General features: G+C 67.9%; 19 protein-coding genes. 10 read left to right on the forward strand and 9 right to left on the reverse strand.

From position 1 onward, the window contains the following. Positions 1–26: 26 nt before the first annotated feature. Positions 27–1,148 carry an epoxide hydrolase family protein gene (locus tag IZR01_RS00895; protein WP_194922506.1) on the forward strand — a complete coding sequence of 374 codons (1,122 nt, stop codon included), beginning with the start codon at positions 27–29 and terminating at the stop codon, positions 1,146–1,148. A gap of 123 nt (positions 1,149–1,271) precedes the next feature. Here IZR01_RS00895 and IZR01_RS00900 read toward each other — a convergent pair whose 3' ends face one another. The 5 genes from IZR01_RS00900 to IZR01_RS00920 all read right to left on the reverse strand — a co-directional run bounded on the left by IZR01_RS00900 (position 1,272) and on the right by IZR01_RS00920 (position 7,360). Further along, positions 1,272–2,861, reverse strand: coding sequence for a GMC family oxidoreductase (locus tag IZR01_RS00900; RefSeq protein ID WP_194922507.1), 1,590 nt, complete (start codon positions 2,859–2,861; stop codon positions 1,272–1,274). Then, the gene (locus IZR01_RS00905) at positions 2,858–3,505 is read right to left on the reverse strand and encodes a TetR/AcrR family transcriptional regulator (protein ID WP_228558772.1); all 648 of its coding nucleotides are present in this window, start codon (positions 3,503–3,505) and stop codon (positions 2,858–2,860) included. Before IZR01_RS00905 ends, IZR01_RS00900 begins: the two co-directional genes overlap by 4 nt. Positions 3,506–3,771: 266 nt before the next feature. Then, on the reverse strand, positions 3,772–4,614 hold the full coding sequence (locus IZR01_RS00910; protein ID WP_194891255.1) for an SDR family oxidoreductase: 843 nt from the start codon (positions 4,612–4,614) through the stop codon (positions 3,772–3,774). Positions 4,615–5,091: 477 nt separating this feature from the next. After that, positions 5,092–6,519, reverse strand: coding sequence for a DHA2 family efflux MFS transporter permease subunit (locus IZR01_RS00915; RefSeq protein WP_194922572.1), 1,428 nt, complete (start codon positions 6,517–6,519; stop codon positions 5,092–5,094). 196 nt (positions 6,520–6,715) lie between these two features. Next, a complete protein-coding gene (locus IZR01_RS00920; RefSeq protein ID WP_194922509.1) occupies positions 6,716–7,360 on the reverse strand; it encodes an NADPH-dependent FMN reductase in 645 nt (214 codons plus the stop codon). 114 nt (positions 7,361–7,474) lie between these two features. Between IZR01_RS00920 and IZR01_RS52900 the strand changes: the two genes are divergently transcribed. Next, complete coding sequence (locus tag IZR01_RS52900) at positions 7,475–8,203, forward strand: TetR/AcrR family transcriptional regulator (protein ID WP_323746865.1); 729 nt, start codon at positions 7,475–7,477, stop codon at positions 8,201–8,203. Positions 8,204–8,234: 31 nt separating this feature from the next. On the opposite strand, the gene IZR01_RS00930 is transcribed toward IZR01_RS52900, so the two are convergent. Next, on the reverse strand, positions 8,235–8,657 hold the full coding sequence (locus IZR01_RS00930) for an FtsX-like permease family protein (protein WP_194922510.1): 423 nt from the start codon (positions 8,655–8,657) through the stop codon (positions 8,235–8,237). Between the two features lie 335 nt (positions 8,658–8,992). On the opposite strand from IZR01_RS00930, the gene IZR01_RS00935 reads away from it, so the two are divergent. The 3 genes from IZR01_RS00935 to IZR01_RS00945 all read left to right on the forward strand — a co-directional run bounded on the left by IZR01_RS00935 (position 8,993) and on the right by IZR01_RS00945 (position 12,874). After that, positions 8,993–10,537, forward strand: a complete 1,545-nt coding sequence (locus IZR01_RS00935; protein ID WP_194891252.1) for an MFS transporter — start codon at positions 8,993–8,995, stop codon at positions 10,535–10,537. A 22-nt stretch (positions 10,538–10,559) separates the two neighbouring features. Continuing rightward, complete coding sequence (locus IZR01_RS00940) at positions 10,560–10,718, forward strand: hypothetical protein (protein WP_194922511.1); 159 nt, start codon at positions 10,560–10,562, stop codon at positions 10,716–10,718. 359 nt (positions 10,719–11,077) lie between these two features. Further along, positions 11,078–12,874 (forward strand): serine/threonine-protein kinase, encoded by a 1,797-nt coding sequence (locus IZR01_RS00945; RefSeq protein ID WP_194922512.1) that lies wholly within the window; start codon positions 11,078–11,080, stop codon positions 12,872–12,874. 261 nt (positions 12,875–13,135) lie between these two features. On the opposite strand, the gene IZR01_RS00950 is transcribed toward IZR01_RS00945, so the two are convergent. After that, positions 13,136–13,744, reverse strand: a complete 609-nt coding sequence (locus tag IZR01_RS00950) for a TetR/AcrR family transcriptional regulator (RefSeq protein WP_194922513.1) — start codon at positions 13,742–13,744, stop codon at positions 13,136–13,138. Positions 13,745–13,831: 87 nt separating this feature from the next. Here IZR01_RS00950 and IZR01_RS00955 point away from each other — a divergent pair, with 87 nt between their 5' ends. The 5 genes from IZR01_RS00955 (at position 13,832) to IZR01_RS00975 (ending at position 17,296) form a co-directional block, all read left to right on the forward strand. Then, positions 13,832–14,101, forward strand: a complete 270-nt coding sequence (locus tag IZR01_RS00955; protein ID WP_194922514.1) for a nuclear transport factor 2 family protein — start codon at positions 13,832–13,834, stop codon at positions 14,099–14,101. Positions 14,102–14,147: 46 nt separating this feature from the next. Next, a complete protein-coding gene (locus IZR01_RS00960; RefSeq protein ID WP_194922515.1) occupies positions 14,148–14,903 on the forward strand; it encodes an MBL fold metallo-hydrolase in 756 nt (251 codons plus the stop codon). 319 nt (positions 14,904–15,222) lie between these two features. Further along, a complete protein-coding gene (locus tag IZR01_RS00965) occupies positions 15,223–15,957 on the forward strand; it encodes an alpha/beta fold hydrolase (RefSeq protein ID WP_194922516.1) in 735 nt (244 codons plus the stop codon). Positions 15,958–16,062: 105 nt separating this feature from the next. Next, positions 16,063–16,518 (forward strand): hypothetical protein, encoded by a 456-nt coding sequence (locus IZR01_RS00970; RefSeq protein ID WP_194922517.1) that lies wholly within the window; start codon positions 16,063–16,065, stop codon positions 16,516–16,518. Continuing rightward, positions 16,505–17,296: a maleylpyruvate isomerase family mycothiol-dependent enzyme gene (locus tag IZR01_RS00975; RefSeq protein WP_194922518.1), complete on the forward strand. Its 792-nt coding sequence runs from the start codon at positions 16,505–16,507 to the stop codon at positions 17,294–17,296. Before IZR01_RS00970 ends, IZR01_RS00975 begins: the two co-directional genes overlap by 14 nt. Before the next feature lie 177 nt (positions 17,297–17,473). On the opposite strand, the gene IZR01_RS00980 is transcribed toward IZR01_RS00975, so the two are convergent. Together IZR01_RS00980 and IZR01_RS00985 are read right to left on the reverse strand one after the other, a co-directional pair. Next, the gene (locus tag IZR01_RS00980; RefSeq protein ID WP_194922519.1) at positions 17,474–17,776 is read right to left on the reverse strand and encodes a hypothetical protein; all 303 of its coding nucleotides are present in this window, start codon (positions 17,774–17,776) and stop codon (positions 17,474–17,476) included. Positions 17,777–17,992: 216 nt separating this feature from the next. Continuing rightward, on the reverse strand, positions 17,993–18,289 hold the full coding sequence (locus IZR01_RS00985; protein ID WP_194922520.1) for a hypothetical protein: 297 nt from the start codon (positions 18,287–18,289) through the stop codon (positions 17,993–17,995). Positions 18,290–18,730: the final 441 nt, after the last annotated feature.

Below are 18,730 nucleotides of genomic sequence, written 5' to 3' on the forward strand. Positions count from 1 at the left end.
CCCCACCGAGGAAGAGAGTCCCCGTTATGGTCGCCGAGCCATTTGAGGTCAGCGTCACCGAAGCTGAGATCGCGGATCTCCGTGAACGACTGCGACGGACCCGCTGGCCCGAGCCCGAGCCGGTGGACGACTGGTCGCAGGGGTTGCCACTGGCTTATGCGCAGGAGCTCTGCCGCAGTTGGGCCGAGGACTACGACTTCGGGTTCGCCGAGCGGCTGAACGTCTTCCCGCAGTACCGCGACACAGTCGACGGGCTGGGCATCCACTTCCTGCACGTCCGCTCACCGGAGCCGGACGCGTTCCCGCTGGTACTCACGCACGGGTGGCCGGGATCAGTGCTCGAGTTCTCGGACGTCCTCGGCCCGCTGACCGACCCCCGCGCGCACGGCGGGAACCCGGCGGACGCATTCCACGTGGTCGCGCCGTCGTTGCCCGGGTACGGCTGGAGTGACAAGCCGTCGACGACCGGATGGGGCGTCAAACGCATCGCGCACGCCTGGGACACGTTGATGGTCTCGCTCGGTTACGAGCGGTACGGCGCGCAGGGCGGTGACTGGGGTTCGGCGGTGTCCGGCGCGCTGGGCGAGGTGGCACCCGAGCGGGTCGTCGCCGTGCACCTGAACCTGGGGTCCGTGGCGGCGGGCACGTTCGACGACCCGACGCCCGCGGAGCTGGCGAACCTCGAGGCGGAGCGGGAATTCCAACGCACGGGCCGGGGATACTCAGCGCAGCAGGCGACCCGACCCCAGACGCTCGGCTACGGCCTCACCGACTCCCCGGCGGGCCAGGCCGCCTGGATCGCCGAGAAGTTCTGGGCCTGGACGGACAACAACGGCCGCCCCGAGGACGCGGTGTCACGACAGAAGATCCTCGACGAGATCTCGGTCTACTGGTTCACCGCGTCGGCCACGTCGTCAGCACGCCTGTACTGGGAGAGCTTCGCCAGCTTCCGGGACAAGGTCACCGCACCGTCCGGCCTGTCGGTCTACCCACGCGACATCACCCGCCCATCGCGACGGGAGGCCCAGCTGCGGTTCACCGACCTGCGCTGGTTCGAGGAACTGCCACGAGGCGGCCACTTCGCCGCGCTGGAACAGCCGGCATCGTTGGTGGAACAGGTGCGCGGGTTCTTCCGCCTCTTCCGCTGACGGTCCGTCCCATTCCCCGGGAAGCACGCACCCGGGGGACGATGCCGGCTCGTCAGCCGGCATCGGGTGTGAGACTGTTTGTCTTCCTGTGTGCAGTCCTGGTGCGGGATCAGGTTTGCTTGATCAGGTTTGCTTGATCAGCTCCGCAGCACGTTCGGCGAGAGCAATGACGGTCGCCTGGGTGTTACAGCGCGGGATGGTCGGGAAGACCGAGGCGTCTGCGATCTGCAAGCCTTCGATGCCGTGGACATTGAGATCGGGGCCGACGACGGACATCTCGTCGCTCCCGATCCGGGCGGTACCGACCGCGTGCCAGTAGGGGCCGGCGCTGGCCCTGATGTAGTCGTCGAGATCTACGTCCCGGCGGTCCTCGGGCACGCCGACGGCCGGCCCGGTGACGGAAGCGAGAGCGGGAGCGGCGAACAGATCCAGGGCGGTTCGCAGACCCGCGCGCAGGCGGTCATGGTCGCTCTGCTCGGCAAGGTAGCCGGGATCGACAAGCGGCAGGTCCGCCGGGTCGCCGGACCGCAGGGTGACGCTCCCTCGGCTCTCGGGCGTGAGCAGGGCGACCAGGCTGATGATCACGGGCGTGGGCAACGGGTCCCGCCCGGCGTCAACGCCGCGCAGGGCGAGAACGAGCTGCAGGTCCGGGACGGTGAGTCCAGGGTCGGAGCGCAGGACGGCGGCGGCCTGCCCTACCGCCGAGAGCGGACCGCGTCGCATCATCTGATACGTGGCGGCGGGGTCTTCGTAATACCCGCCTCGCAACGCCGAAGCGTCCGTCAGCGGCCAGGCCAGCGGGACCAGCGGGTGGTCGTGCAGGTTCGCGCCGACACCGGGCAGGTCGGCCACGACGGGAATCCCGTGGCGCCCCAGTTGGTCACGAGGCCCGATGCCCGACAGAAGCAGCAGATGCGGGGTCCGCAGCGCCCCGGCGCAGACGACGACCGACCGCCGAGCGCGGACTTCGCCCTGTGCGCAGTGGACGCCGACGGCCCGGGTGCCGTCGAGGGCTATCCGCTGCACGGCGGTCGCTGTGCGTACTGTGAGATTCTCCCGGCCGAGCGCGGGGTTCAGGTAGCCGTCCAGGACGCTGTGCCGAACGCCGTCGCGGATATTGCTCTGCACCAGGCCGATGCCCTCGCGCGTAGCCCCGTTCAAGTCGGGGATGACGGGCCAGCCCAGCGAGGCCCCGGCCGCGATGAACCGAGCGGTCGTCGGGTGCAGGTGGTACGGAGTGGTGACAGCCATGGGCCCGCCCGCTCCGTGGTACGCCCCGGCGCCGAATTCGTGATCCTCGATCAGGCGCAGGTACGGCGCCATATCGGCCCAGCCCCACCCCGCGGCACCGCCCGCAGCCCAGCCCTCGAAGTCCTCGGGGAATGCCTGGAACCAGCCCATGCCGTTGACGCTGCTGCCCCCGCCGAGCCCGCGCCCCGTGGCCAGCGCGACCCGGCGCCCGGCCAGACCCTGCTGAGGAACGGTCAGGTTCTCGTAGGCGCTGGCCCCCGCCCAGAGAGTCGAGGCCATCCCAGGGACTCGCGCCACGTCCTCATCGATGACCTCGCCCGCCTCAAGCAGGAGAACGGTGCGGTCGGGGTCGGCGCTAAGCCGGGCCGCCAGTACCGCGCCCGCGCTACCGGCGCCGACGATGATGTGGTCGACAACAGCCGGCAGCGGGCCCTGGAAACGATCGCCCTCAACGTCGGTCACTCTTCAGCATCCTTTCGGGCCCCGGAGGGGTCTACGAACCACTCAGGCATCAAATCCATCAGGTCCTGCGCGATGACCGAAGGCTCCGCGGGTTCGCTCTCCCGCAGCCACCAGATCAACGTGGACAGCACGGCACCCGCGATCAGATGCGCTGCCCTGCTCGCGTCACGGTCATCGAGATCCGGCCGCGCCTCCCGGACCGCCGGGACGGTCTCCACAGCGAACTTCTCCAACAGCGCAGTCAGTACCGCGCCCGGGGCCGCCGACGACAGCAGCAGATCCCGGTACATCGCAGAGTTCTCGGACATGTGCGCAGCCAACCGCTCCAGCGCACTCCGGGTGGTCTCCAGCCTGCTCGTCCCGAACCTCCGGGCCCGCCGGTTGACCTCCGCGATGGACTCGTACAGCGACTCGACCACCTCGACCGCCACAGCGACCGGACTGGAGAAGTGGTCATAAAACGCGCCGCGGCTCACCCCGGCCTCGGCAGCGATTCGGGAGACGGTAGCGGCGCCATAGCCGTCCTCGACCAGCACCCGCTCGAAGGCCGCGCACAACCACGTCCGCGTCTGCACCGAACGAGGATCGTCCGTGCCAGCACGCGTGGCGCGGACCATGCTCCGGCGCCGGGCCCCCGCCTGCATCTCACCCACACACCCGATACTAGGCCTTTGCACACAGCTGTGCGCAAGGCCATCGTTCCGGGTTGCCGCGCCCCTGGCGCGACGTGCCTGCGTGTTCAAAAAGCCCAGCTACAGGGTTTCACCTGCGCAAATGCTGCCCAGGGGTCGCGCGGGGGTACGGGATGATGATGCTCGTGTCTGTACGTCCGGTCTTGCCGGTCGATCTCGTGCTGCCGCAAAGCAGCCAAGTCGCCACAAGAAACTCGCTAGTTGAGGCGCACTGCTAATCAGCGAAAGCTATCTATATTAGCCGCGAGCCAGGTTGTGAACGATCGGGGACGTTCGCCCGTTAGATTCTCTACAGTCGGCAGAACCCTTTGCTCCTCCGGCTTAGGACTTCCGCTCATCGCAAGGAAGTAGTCCAACCTATCCGGGCTCATACCCCTACTAAGATTCTCGCGCGCCTGGGCGGCCGATATTTCTACATACCGAATTTCGCTTCCCAGCATATCCGAGATCCCTTTTACCATCTCTCGCGGACTGATGCAGTCCGAACCTGTTATCTCGATACGTTCACCCTGAAACCGATCTTCAATAAGGCACAACTTCACCACCGCCGCAATATCGTACGGATCGATTATCGGCACCCCGACGTCACCAAACGGGTGCCGAACGACCCCTTCCTTCACCATGTCTCGCCACCGCAAGGCGTTTGACGCAAACTGCCCTGGGTGCACACTGACAAGGTTTGGAAATATTGAACGAAATTCGTCCATGACGTCCCGAAGAAAATTGGCAAACACAAGCTCATGGCGAGTGAAAATACACGAAGAAGACAACAGTACCGCTCGCTCGACGGGGCTTCGACCAACAACGTCGGCGACCTTCCCAGCAGTCTCGATATCATTCAGGAATACCGAGTTAACAAAAACCGCGTCGACGCCTTCCAGTGCCCCTTTCAGGGATCCTGCATCCGTTGGATCCCCGATAACATTTTCGACGGTATCGGGAAGATCCACAATGAGCGGCCGCCTGCTCATCGCACGCACAGCGTGGCCTTCCGCCCCCAACTGTTTCATCAAATCGAGCCCGACGCCGCCCGACGCCCCTGTGATCAGGATAGTCATCATGCCACTCTCCGCCGTCAAAAAACGTGCTCGGATGATTTCGGGGCCGACTCTATCTCACAGAAACCCAGGGCCAGGCTATGACGTATATCACCCATCACAATGGCGCGATACCGGACAAAGCGTTAGCGCTCTGCCTTGCCGCCGCGGCCAAGTTATGGGCTCTGGAGTTGCCCGCCTTCCAATCGGGGCCTCCATCGAACTTGGCTCTATCGCATATTCTCCGCCGTAATGAAACACCATCGGCCCTTTACCTTGCATGACACTGCCGGTCGGCGGCAGCCGATCACGCGGGAGGGCAGCGACGACCCGTCGTGACGTGTCAAAGAGGTCGAGTTGCTCGTACTCCGGCACGAGAACCTCGGGACGGAGCGGATCCGGAGGCGGGGCGACGCTGGGTGAGTAGCTGCGGTTGTGAGCAGCTGGCAGTGGCCAGTCGGCGGAGTCGACGTGGGTGTCGTATGCAGTCAGACCGGCCGGTCAGGCCCGCCGGCCGGGGAGCAGCAGCGCCGGCAGAACTGCCAGGGCGAGCAGGACCGCCGCGACGGCGTAGGCGGTCCGGAAGCCGGAGGGGTTCGGGCCCGCCGATCCCAGCACCACGGAGACGAGCGCCGTCCCCACGGATGCCCATATCTGGGCGTTGATGCTCAGCGCGGTGCTCGCCGCGGCCATCCGTTCTTTCGGGAGGTCGCGGCCGGCCGTCGTCATCGTCGGCATGAGGACCATGCCCGATCCGACGCCCATCAGCATCGCCGGGACCACGATCCGCCACGGTGCCACGTCGACCGTCCCGGCCTGCAGCGCGGTCAGCGCCATTCCGGACGCCCCGACCAGGACGCCGGTCGGGATCAAGCGCCGCGGCGAGGTCTTGTCGACGCGCCGTGCCGCGATCTGCATCGTGGTGCCGACGACGAGGCCGACCGGGGCGCCGAGCAGTCCGGCCGCTGTCGCGCTCATCCCGCGCACCTGTTGCCAGTACATCGGAGTGAGCAGCATGGAACCGAAGTAGCCGCAGGTGAACAGTGCGAGCGTGACGATGCCGGCGGCGAACGTCCGGTCCTGCAGCAGTCGGAGGTCGAGCAGCGGTGCGCGGACTGTCAGCGCGCGCCGGAGGAACGCGGCGATGAGCGCGGCGCCGACGAGTGTGGGGATCAGCGTGCCGGGGGTGGTGAAGTCGCGGTGTGCGCCGCCGCTCGCCAGCCCGAACAGCAGCGCGGCGAGACCGGGCGAGAGCATGAGCAGGCCCGGGACGTCCAGCTTGGGCGCTGCCGCCCCGGCGGTCGCCGCCGGGGCGGCGGATGGCAGCAGCCTGGTGGCCAGCACCAGCGCCGCCGCCCCCACCGGCAGGTTGACCAGGAAGATCCACTGCCAGGAGGCGGCGTCGACCAGCCAGCCGCCGAGCACCGGCCCGGCCACCGGCCCGACGAGGACGGGCAGGCCGAGCAGGGCCATCGCGCGCCCCATGCGGTCGCGGTCCGCAGCCCGCATCACCATCGCCATGCCGACCGGCATGAGCAGTCCGCCGCCGAGTCCTTGGAGCGCGCGGAACGCGATGAGGCTGTCGGCGTTCCATGCGCAGGCGGCGAGGAGCGATCCGCAGGTGAAGAGAGTGAGGGCCGTGAGATAGGCGCGCTTGGCGCCGATCCGTGCCATGACCCAGGCCGCGGTGGGGATGACGGCGGCGAGGGCGAGGGTGTAGGCGGTGGCGGTCCACTGGATCGTTTCCAGGGGGACGCGGAACGTCTGCGAGAGGTGGCGCAGTGCGACGTTCACGATCGTCATGTCCAGCACCGACATCACGGAGCCGACGATGACGACTGCGACGGTGCGGTTGAGCGCGTTGGAGGGGATGGAAACCGCGGGCGTCGCGGGCGCCGGGGGCTTCGCGGCCCGGGCGCCTGTCTCCATGCTCTGGATCTCCGTGCTCTGGATCTCCGTGCTCTGGATCTCCGTGCTCTGGATCTCCGTGCTCTGGATCTCCGTGCTCTGGATCTCCGTGCTCTGGATCTCCGTGCTCTGGATCTCCGTGCTCTGTGTCATCGTGCTCTGTGTCATCGTGCGCTGTGTCATCGTGCGCTGTGCCGTAGTCATGGCGCGTCGCCCTTCACGCCTGGTAGGGCGCGGTCAGCCGGGCGTCGCGCAGCGCCTGACCCCACCAGAGCAGTTGGCCGAGCATGCCCTTGGCCGCGCCTTCACACACGGCCTGGTCGCGCGGCGTGCCGTCGGCGTCGAGACCCGACCAGGGTCCGTGCAGGCTGACGGAGTCCCGGACCGTCATGGCGTGCAGCTCGGCGAAGATCAGCCGGAGCTGCTCGACGGCGCGCAGGCCGCCGCCGAGGCCGCCGTAGGAGACGAAGCCGACCGGCTTGGCCTGCCACTGCCGGTGGTGCCAGTCGATGAGGTTCTTCAGCGCGGCCGGGAAGCTGTGGTTGTACTCCGGCGTAACGATCACGAAGGCGTCGGCGGCCGCCAGGAGCGGTGTGACGCCGGCCAGAGCCGCGGCCGCGGCCGCGTTCGGCGCGCTGCCCCAGTCGGGCATGGCCAGCGGGAGGTCGATGTCCGCGAGGTCGATGACGTCCAGCTCCAGGCCCTCGTGGCCGCCGGCTGTGTCGAGGAACCAGTCGGCTACGGAGCGCCCCGCGCGACCCTCTCGGACGCTTCCGATGACGACCGTGACGCGCAGCGCCCTCGGGGGCGTGTTCGTGGTGGTGACGGCGGTCTCGGCGGGCACGGTGTGGGTGGCGGCCATGGTGGATTCCCCTCCAGATGCGGGACGACCGCCTGGTGCGGCCTCCGCTGCGCTAAACTTACAACGATCGTTGTCAAAAGTGCAACGACCGTTGTACTTCAGGAGGGAGCGACGGTGGGAAGCATCGGTGAGGGCCGGACGCCGAAGGCGACGTCCGCGAAGGCGGCGTCGGCGAAAGCGGCGTCCGCGGTGCGAGGCGGGAATCCGACTCGGAAGCAGGAGAAGGAGGCCGCCATCGCGAGCGCGTCCTGCGGCGTCTTCGGCCGGGAGGGGTATGCCCGCGCCTCGATCGACGCGCTCGCCGCCGAGGCCGACATCTCGACGCGGACCCTCTACAACTACTTCCCGGGCGGCAAAGCGCAGCTCTTCCAGGCCGTCGTCACGTGGACGTCGGCAGAGGTGCGGGACGCCCAGATCGCGCGTATCAGTTCCCTGCTGGACCCGGCGCGTCCGCCGCGTCCGGAGGACCTGGAACGCGATCTCGTCGCCCTGGCGCACGCCCTCGTCCGCCTCATGACCGACTACCCGGACCACTTCGCGCTCGTCCGGCACATCCACGCCGAGGCCGACCACGTGCCGCCGGAGGTGCTCCAGGCCTGGAAGGAGGCCGGACCGGGCCCGGTCATCCGGGCTTTCGCCAAGGCGATGACAGGCCTCGCCGACGCTGGGCTCATCGACGTCCACGGCGATGCGGCGATGGCGAGCACCCACTTCATGGCGCTGGCCTCACACGCCATCGTGCAGAGCACGCACTACGGCGTCGTCCCGCTGCCCGAGGCCGAGACCGACCACGTGATCAAGGGCGGCGTCGCGGCGTTCCTCCGGGCCTATCAGCGCCGATAGCGGTCAGGACAGGAAGACGGGCCACGGCACATCAGGGTGTCCACACTCCAGGGGACAGGCCGGGACTCCAGACCGTGCTGAGTGTGGACGTCGCGGTTCGTTGCCTGTTCACGACCGGAATCACGCTGGCCGTCGTGAGGGCCCCGGCGGCTACGACGGTGACCGCGATCCACCACGTGCCGCTCAGCGCGAGGCTTCCGGTGCGCACGTAGGCGTAGGCGTAGGGGATGGCGGTGGCCGCCGCGGCCACGAGGCCCATCGCCGTCGCGGCCACGGCGGCGATGGCGCTTTCCATCGCGGCGGCGCGGGTGATCTGGGTCGGGGTCGCTCCGATGATCGCTAGGAGCCGGTTGTCGGTGCGGCGTCGCCGCGCGACGGCGACCAGGGCACCGAGGTTGTGACCGGCGAGGCCGACCGTGACGGAACCGGATATCTTGACGGCCCTGTCAGCCAAATGGCCCAGGGCAGGCCCGAAGCGGACCCAAAACCCATACCATCGGGCTTTGATTCGGCCCCTCACCTGCGCCTCGAAACCGATCGATCGGCGACGGCGCCAGCAAGAAGACTCCGCGCACGGGGCATCAGCCTCCTGTTGACCCGCCACCGAGGCTGCCCGGCAGGCGGCCAGGGCGTCTGTTGCGCACGCGTTCCCGACCCGACTCCCCCATACGGATCAATGCGGCGCAGCTTAGAAGACCATCGGAGCTCCTTCACCGTTTTTCAGCGAAAAGTCAGGGGATCAACGCAAAGTCTTTGGATTGGGCTTCCTGCCAGAAATAGGGGTTCCGGATGGCTGCGACACAGCAGGCGAGTTTCGAGGGCGGGATCCGCAGCCTGGTGCCGGCCCGCATCGACCGGCTCGGCTGGTCGCGCTTCCACACCATGATGGTCGTCGCGCTCGGCGTGGCGTGGGTGCTCGACGGCCTCGAGGTCAGCATCGCGAGCAACGTGAGCCCCTACCTGACCAACCCGCGCGCGCTCGGCATGAGCACCGGTTCGGTGGCCTTCTCGATCGGCACCGTCTACCTGCTCGGCGAAGTCTTCGGTGCTCTGTTCTTCGGGAGCCTCTCCGACCGCTGGGGCCGACGCAATCTGTTCATGATCACCCTGGGGGTCTACCTAGTCGGCGGCGGGCTCAGCGCCCTGACCCTGGGCAGGGGCCAGGGTTGGGTGTTCTACCTCGACGCGACCAGATTCATCGCCGGGGCGGGCATCGGTGGCGAGTACGCCGCGATCAACTCGGCGATCGACGAGCTGATCCCGGCGCGCTACCGGGGGCGGGTGGACATCGCCGTCAACGGCACCTACTGGGCCGGTGCGTTCCTGGCCTCCGTGCTGACCATCACCGTGATCAAGCACCTGGACGTGAGCTACTCCTGGCGGATCGGCTTCCTGTTCGGCCCGGTGCTCGGCCTCGTGATCCTGTTCGTGCGCAGGAACCTGCCGGAGAGCCCGCGATGGCTGGTGATGCACGGCCGAGTCGAGGAAGCGGACGCGGCAACGGCCAAGATCGAGGAGGCGACATTACGCACCGGGGGCGAACTCGCCCCCGTCGATGAGACACAGGCGATCGAGATCCTGCCGACGGACCGCGTCGGCTATTGGACCCTGACGAAAACGCTCTTCGCCCGCTACCCCGGACGGTCGGTGCTCGGCGCCTCGCTGATGATCACGCAGTCCTTCCTGTACAACGCGATCTTCTTCACGTACTCGCTCGTGCTGACCAAGATCTACGGAGTACCCGAAGGGAACACGGCCTACTACTTCATGGCCTTCGCCTTCGGCAACCTCGCCGGACCGCTCCTGCTCGGCCACCTGTTCGACACTGTCGGGCGCCGGGCGATGATCTCCGGGACCTACCTGATCTCCGGTATCGCGCTGGCGGTGAGCGCTTTGCTGTTCCACCAGGGCTTGCTCAGCGCATTGACCCAGACCCTGTGCTGGTGCTTCATCTTCTTCTTCGCCTCCGCGGGGGCGAGCGCCGCGTACCTGACCGTGAGTGAGATCTTCCCCGTGGAGGTGCGGGCCAAGGCCATCGCGGTCTTCTTCGCCATCGCGCAGTGCTTCGGCTCCTTCGGCCCCTGGTTCTACGGCAAGCTCATCGGCGACACGACCGGACGCAGCTCCGAGTACCTCGAACACCACTCGAAGCTGTGGATCGGCTACCTGATCGGCGCCGCCGTCATGGTCGCCGGCGCCATCGTGGAGCTCACCCTCGGTGTCGACGCCGAGGGCAAGTCGCTGGAACAGGTCGCGACGCCCCTCACGGCCGTGAGCCAGGACGGCGGCCTGCTGAGCAACCCGACCGGCGCGCCCCGCCCGCCGACAGCCTGACGCACAGCACAAAGACAACTCCATGGCGGAGGTCGCCGCGCCGCACGCCTTCCTCGCCGCACCCGCAGCACCCGCAGCACCCGCAGCACCCGCAGCACCCGCAGCCGACTACGTCGCCGGCTCCGTTCTGGCCGTCGCCGGCTCCGTTCTGGCCGTCGACGGCGAATACTCCGCCGTGTGACACATCGACCGACGACACGGGGCGTGGTGGAAACGGCGGCACGCCGGTGCCAGTTGACCGGGCTCGGCGGCTTGCAGCTACTACGAGCGCGCATCGGCGGGCGGGCCTTCGCCCGGCACAGCCACGAGACCTTCGCACTCGGTGTTGTGCAGGCGGGAGAGGAAGAGATCCGAACCTTCTGCACGAGCGCCTCGTCGATCCGCCGCCCCGACCCAGGCTCGACGGACCGTCGGCTTCGGTACGCCGTCACTTTCTAAATACTCTGATTCGAAAGCCGCGATCGTTTCTGTGTACGCCGGCGTCTGTTAAAGTGCGATTCGCGTCGGTAGGTGCGGGGGCGAGCACGCAGGGGGTAGGGCATGGCACGTTTCCAAAGGGCTGATCCGGAGGCCATTGGTCCGTATCAGGTGCAGCGGTTGCTGGGCGCCGGGGGCATGGGCCGGGTTTATCTGGGCGTCGACCAGGACGGCAGTCAGGCTGCTGTGAAGGTGGTCAACGCCGACCTGTTGCAGGATGCCGAGTTCCGGCGGCGTTTCACCCGGGAGGCTTCCGCAACGTCGAGGGTGAGCGGCCGGTTCGTCGCCGGTGTCATCGCCTTCGACCTCGACGCGCCGGAGCCGTGGCTGGCCACCGAGTTCATCGACGGGCCGCCGCTGAGCGACGTGGTCGCCGAGCGGGGGCCGCTGGCTCCGGCGCAGGCGCAGGCGGTGGCAGCGGGCCTGGCCGAGGCGCTGGTCACGATCCACGACGCCGGCCTGGTGCACCGCGACGTCAAGCCGGCCAACGTTCTGCTCGCCGCGAACGGCCCGCACCTCATCGACTTCGGTATCGCCCGCGAGTCGGCGGCCAGCACCATCACTCGCACCGGCGTCGTGGTCGGGACCCCGCCCTACATGGCGCCGGAACAAATCCGCGGGCGTAGCAAGGTCGGCCCGCCCGCTGATGTCTTCGCGCTGGGCGGCGTTCTGTGCTTCGCGGTCACCGGGCGTCACCCCTTCGGCGAGGCCGACCCGACGACACTCTCCTACCGCATCGCTCACGAGGAGCCGGATCTCGACGGCATCGAGGACGAGCCGATCCTGGCCCTGATCGCGACCTGTCTGGCCAAGAAACCCGACGACCGGCCCACTGCGCCGGCGTTGCGGAAGCAGATCAGCAGCATGTTGACGCGGCCTGTGATGCCAGTGGTGGCGCCGCGGCCGGTGCCGCTGGCGCAGGAGGCGACGGAGCCGATGCCGGAGGGACCGGAATCCGGGTCCGAGGCCGAGTCGGCGGCCGGGAATGCCGAAGCGGCGCAGCCTGACGATTCAGCGACGGTGCCAGACGATCCCGCGCCCATCGCGGCCTCCTCGCACAGCCCGGCCACCGATTACCCGAGCAGCCCGAACCTCCCGAACCGACGCCGTGTCGCCATTGCCCTCGCCGCGACCCTTGCCGTCATCGTCGGCGCCGGGCTCATCGGCACGGACCTCATGCAGGACGGCAATAAGAACTCGCGACACGGGCTGGGTCCCGATCACGCCGGCGGATCCACACCGTCTGCTTCGCCGACCACACCCGCGGGTTCCGGCACTCCGTCATCCTCCGCCGGCAGTCCCGCCCCGCCGACCGGATCGCACAGCTCCTCCGTGCCCCCCGGGCCGCTCACGACCGTGTCGAGCGCACCCGACTCGGGCGTGACCGGCCCACCAGATCCGCCGCCGACCACAGTTGTCGTCACCGACCCGCGCAGCACCGTCACCACCTCCACGAGCGGCCACAGCACACCGCCGCCGCACCCGACCTCCCAGCCGATCAAACCGCCGACGTCGGCCCCACCGTCCAACCCGCAGTCAAACCCCACGCCGCCCGGCAACCCGCCGCAAGCCCCGACCGGGCAGGACCCGACCGTCGACGCCGACATGAGCGGGTACACGGTGACATTCACGTGGTCGACAGTCCCGGGCGTCACCAGCTACCAAGTTCACTACACCCTTGGTGGCGTCGCCCCAAGCCCCGACCCCCGGACGATCGACGTTACCGTCACCGTGACGGGGACCACCTACCACCGCTCCGACGACTTCGGGGGGTATCCGGTGGGCGCGTGCTTCCTGGTACGCGCCGTAAACGCGTACGGCGTCTCGGCATGGGATTCCACGGCACCGCACTGCATCTGACATTCCAGGATGTCGGCGATACCGACACACGCACGCGGCCCGAGGCGAAGCCTCACTGGTGCAGCGCCGCGTTGATTCCTCGGGGATTTGTGCCTGTCCTCCGCGACCATCGGCTGACGATGACCATCGGCTGACGATTTTGTCGGCGCTCGGTGGATCGGGATCGGGATCAGGATCAGGATCCGGATGCGGTGGCGATAGCGGCGCAGCCGATGTGGCTGGCCGAATTGGATGACAGCCGGGTCATCCAGACCCAGGCGGTTATGCCCGGGTCTCGGCGGTGCCGGTCCCGAGCGTGAGTGCTCTGCTGAAGGCGGCTTGGGTGTCCTCGACCAGGGTGCGCGGGTTGTCGCCGAGGCGTTTGGCGCTCTGGTAGCAGGCGAGGGCGATCTGCGCGGCGAACCGGGCGGTGGCCTCGTCGGATCCGCGGTGGATGAGAAGTTCGCTCAGCTTGTCGGCGACCTGCTGCATCTTCACCGCGTCGCGCCCACGCAGCTCCGGGTGCTGCTCGATGAGCTGGAAGTGGCGGGTGTAGGCGTCGGGGTCGGCGGTCGCCTGGGTGCACAGGGCGAGCAGGACGGGGCGGAGCTGTTCGAGGGCCTCGGTCGCATCGCGCGGGGCGGGGACGGCGTCGGCCTGGCCGGCTGCGGCGATCGTGTCGAGCAGTTCCTGCTCGTTGGCGAAGACGACTTCCTGCTTGTCGCCGAAGTGGCGGAAGAAGGTGGTGCGCCCGACTTCGGCGCGCTCGGCGATGTCGCCGACCGAGACCCCGTCGAAGCCCCGCTCGAGGAACAGCTCTCGGGCGGCCTCGATGATGCGCTGCCGGGCCTGACGTTGCTTGCGCTCCACGAGCGGGAGGGGCGGGGTCATGACGGCAAGCATACCAATGTCGGTTCACAGTCCCAAGCGGTACACGGTACGCTTCGGTACTCAGTACCAAAACGAACGGAGGGCGCAATGGCACACGAGCTGAACGCGGAAGACCGCCAGGCGATCAGCGAGGTCTTGTCGTTGCACGGGCACCTATTCGACCAAGGCCACCTGGGCCGGCTCGGGGAGATCTTCACCCCCGACGTCGTCTACGACATGAGCGCCTCCAGCGTGAATCACCAAGACACCCTGCGGCGTCACGACGGCGGCTGGCGCATCAGCCGCCGAGTCATCTCCCCGCAGCACACTCCCTTGGGCGGAGCCCACCTCGCCGACGCAGACGCCGACGACCGGTGACCTCGCCCCTCTCAACGGCCACTATCTGCGAAGTGAGGGAACAGTCATGACCGAATCGCTCGTCATCACCCGGATCACCCACAGCTGCCACCTGATCCAGATCGGCGGCCAGACCGTGCTGACCGACCCCTGGTTCTCCCAGCGCGCGATGTACCACCCGGGCGAGCCGATCGCCTTGCAGCCGGAACAGTTGCCGCATCTGGACGCCGTCGTGATCAGCCACGAGCACTACGACCACTGCGACCTGGACGCCTTCCGCCGCTACCCCGACAAGGACGTGCCCCTCCTGGTCGCCGGACCGGTCGTCGGCAAGGCCCGCAAGGCCGGCTTCACCAACGTCCGCGCCCTCGAACCGTGGCAGTCCGCCCAAGTCGGCGACCTGACCATCGCCGCCGCCCCCGGAAAACACGGCGTCTACGAGGTCACCTACGTCATCAGCGGCGGCGACCGCAGCGTCTACTTCGCCGGCGACACGCTGCTCATCCCGGAACTGCACACCCTGACCGAGCGCTACGGACCGCTGGACGTGGCCCTGCTTCCCGTCAACGGCCTGACCATCCGGATGGCGCGCAACAAACAGGTCGTCATGAACGCCGAAGAGGCCGCCGAACTCACCGCCACCCTGCGCCCGAAGCTCGCCATCCCACAGCACTACGCCTTCACCGGCGGCACAGTAGGCGACATGCTCTTCCTCAAGAGCGACAAGGACCCCGGCCTGTTCGTCGAGGCGGTCGGTCGCCTCGTCCCCGACGTCCCGGTCAAGGTCATCGACCCCGGACAACCACTCACCGTCGCCCCCTGACCCCGGGCAGCCGCATGGAGCCCTGACGGTGTAGTGGAGCCCTGACGGTGTAGACGGCCGAGTATCGGCTCCCTATGGTGCCGGGCTCCGGCATCGCTCGGTGATCTCACCGCATTCCTCGGGACGGCGAGTCCCGGCTGAAGCGCCCCGGGTTCAGGCCACGGCGACGGCTTTGCCAGCCAGGTCAGCGACGTCCCTGACCTGGCTGTCAAACGGAGGAGCATGGCACAGTCCCGGTCCGGTTCAATCGGGGCCTGTCACCGAGGAAGAAGGAACGTTCTGTTGACTCGTGGCGGGCGAGGCCTCTAGGCTCCGCACCATGAAGAGAACGAACGTTACTTCTACTCGCACCGCCGTCCTCGTCCACGGTGCGCTGACCGACGCGTCGATCTGGCACCAGGTCGCCAGGCGACTACAGAACTCCGGCTATCGGGTCACCGCGCCCGCGCTTCCGATGCGCGGCCTGGAGCAGGACGTGGCCTACCTTGTGGGCTGTCTCGAACGCATCGAGGGGCCGGTGGTGCTGGCCGGACACTCCTGGGCCGGCGCTGTGATCTCCCACCCGGCCATCGCCGCCACCGGACGCGTCAGCGCACTGGTATACGTCGCGGCCTTCCAGCCCGATTCGGAGGAGAGCGCCAGCGAGCTCAACGCCAAATACCCCGGCACTCTGCTGATTCCGGAGAACCTCGATGTGTTCCCCAACCCGCTCGGCGGCGCCGACCTGACCCTCAAGCCGGAGCGCTTCGCCGAGGCCTACGCAGCCGACCTGGACCCGCTGGACGCCGCGGTGCTCGCCGTGAGCCAGCGCCCGATCGAGCCGGCGGCGCTCGGCGAGACGTTCACCGGCGAGCCCGCCTGGCGCACCATCCCCTCCTGGGCACTGGTCTCCACCAAAGACCGCTCACTCCCGCCGGAGATCCTGCAGTTCATGGCCGAGCGCGCCAGCTCACGCATCGTCGAGGTCGAATCCTCACACGCCGTCCCGGCTTCCCAGCCCGACGTCGTGGCAAGGGTGATCCAGGAGGCAGCCGTAGCGAAGGCCGAGCCGTAGAGAGCCCGCGCGGTGGTGGGCCAACCCGCGCACCGGGTGCGCGTGCGGTCGGCGCTCCCTGTCATGAGGGCATACGGGCGCGACCGCTGAGCGCCGAGCTCAGCGGTGCGCTCGCCGGCCGAGGCGATCATCGCCTGCGACTTCGTCGTGGTCGACCTGCTGGACCGGTCGAAGGCACACGTACTGGCGGTGAACGAGCACGCGACCCGTCGGGTCCGCGTCTTGGGCGCCACCTTCCACCCGACGTTCGACGCGTTGTTCACCACCGCCGGGATCGATGTGATCCGCACCGGCGTGCGGGCACCTCGGCAGAAGGCGATCATGGAGCGTTGGTTCCGCAGCCGGACAACAGGAGCCGTACTCGCAATGCTCAACGCGGCCAGGCTGGATGAGGAGTCGGTTGTGGCCCAGAGATGGCGGGCGCAGCACTACGACCGGCGAGCGCGAGAAGGCGCGGCTTCACCCCAGGCCATACTCGCCGCGCGCTCGCCGGGAACGGCGACGCCGGCCCCGGCGCACGGCTTGGGGACTGCACTAGGCTCGGCGCATGAGCAACGCTGATGCTGTCATCGCCACCTTGCGCAGCGAGTTCGACGACCTCGCCGGGCTGTCGTCCCGTTTTTCCGACCAGCAACTCGCCGCGCCGACCGCCGCGGAGGAATGGGACGTCTCCCAGGTTCTCTCGCACTTGGGCAGCGGCGCGGAGATCAACCAGAACACACTGCGGGTATCGCTGGAAGGCAAGCCAAACCCCGGGATCGAGTTCAACAAAGCGATCTGGGCAAGATACGACGCGGCGGACCCGCGGGATCGGCTGGAGTGGTTCTTGGCCGCCAACGAGGCGCTGACCCAGTCCTTCGAGTCACTCGGCGAGGAAACCCGGCAGAGCCTGAAGATCGACACAGGCTACCTCCCCGCCCCCGTCGACGTAGCGGGTTTCGCGACCGCACGGCTGAACGAGCTCGCGCTGCACTCCTGGGACGTGCGCGTCGGCTTCGACCCGGCGGCGACGGTCGCCCCGGCGGCCACTGCGCACCTGCTGGCCCTGAGCTCGGACGTAGCCGGCTACACCGGCCGACCAGAGACGCTGGATGGCCTGGCCGCCGTGATCGCGGTGAAGACGACCGACCCAGGGCAGTCCTTCACCCTGACGCTGGGCGACAAGATCAGTGCCGCGCCCGGCGCCCCCGAGCAGGCCGACGGAACGCTCACCCTGCCCGCCGAGGCCTGGCTCCGGCTGGTCACAGGCCGACTGAAGGCGCAGCACACGCCCGACGGAATCACCGCGACCGGCGTGGTCGACCTGAACCTGCTGCGCCAGGTGTTCCCGAAGTTCTAGGCGACCGCGTTCGCCCAGTCGTCGCCCCTGTGGGGCTCGGCAACACCATTTTTCCTGCGAGCTGGTCGGTTGCAGGCCGTGGTCGTCGGGTTGAGATCCTGGCGGGATGTTCCTGTCGATGGCTTACCGCGTGACGCGACGCGTTCTGAGTAAACAAGCGATCCCGTCGCGTACTGCTCAGCCGGCCGGGTTGAAGGTGACTCCTCCAGCGCACAGCGAGTCGATGTCGGAATCGAAGGCGATGAAGACGTGGCTAGAGTCTTCGCAGACATATACCGTCACCGGATAGCCCGGGTTGCTGGGCGTGAGCTTCATGTCCAGCTCCAGCTGTCCGGGTGTGCCCGAACCGGGCACGTCCATCGCCCAGGTGCCGGAGCCCGAGTACCGAGTGGCGCCGTGGGACAAGTACTCGACCACTGAGACGCCGGTGGCGGAAGCCGCTCCGTCGGCCGTGAGACGCAGGGTGCCGCATTCGGACACCTCTCGTCGGGCTCGCGCTCGTCGTCGTCCCCGCCAACGTCACGGAGTGGGCATCGGCCCCGTCGGCGCGGGCTGCACCGGCGGAGGGGTGCCGGTGGGAGCACGGGTGTCCAGGTGCATCTGCATCGTCCATGTGAAGACCTCCGTAATCGAGGCGCCCTTGCCCGTCGTTCGGTCCGGAATGTTCAGGCCGGGGATCACGTGGAAGAAGGACTTCTAGCCACTCTTGTTGTTCACGACGAAGTCGGCCGTCACATCGTTGGTCACTGAGTCGAAGACCGTCACCCGGTACTTCTCGTTGTAGCCGCCCAAGAACACCGTGATCGGTTTGCTGCCGAACAATCCTCCGGTCACCATGCCGACACCGTTCTCGAACACCGTGAACGGATCCGGCGGGTATTCGAGGTCTGATTCGTTCCACTTGCCGCTCGGCATGGTGTGCTGAGCCGCGATGGCCTGGCGGATGCCGATGTTATGGACACCGATTACCTCGACCTCGATCGCGTGGCCCACACTGACGATCTCCGAGGGGTCCTCGGCACGACGCCAGAACAGCTCGCCCCGCAATATACGACCCGCCGCGTGACTTCGAGTCCATCGAAGCCGGCCACCGTACCCATCCGGACTTCACCTGGCTGAACAGAGTTGAGGAGCGTTTGCAGAGTCTCGATCGACTCGGGTTCGGTCACGCCTTCGACCTTATGCGCCACGGTCACCGCCGCCCAGCGCATAGAACCAGCTGGTGACGCCCACACGGCTGGAGAACTGACGGCATGTTGGTCTCATCTCCGCTCAGACCTCGGACACGGCACTGCTTCGCCCGGCATCGCGACGGAGCTCGGGCATGCCGAGGTGAGCCGCGGAGGATTGCGCTGCGCAATCGCGCATGGCTGTTGCGGTCTGCTGTTGCTCTGATCCGCGCATCGTGGGCGGGTGTGGCTGAGGGTGACCAGG

The organism is Catenulispora pinisilvae (assembly GCF_015356865.1).
Lineage (GTDB): Bacteria > Actinomycetota > Actinomycetes > Streptomycetales > Catenulisporaceae > Catenulispora > Catenulispora pinisilvae.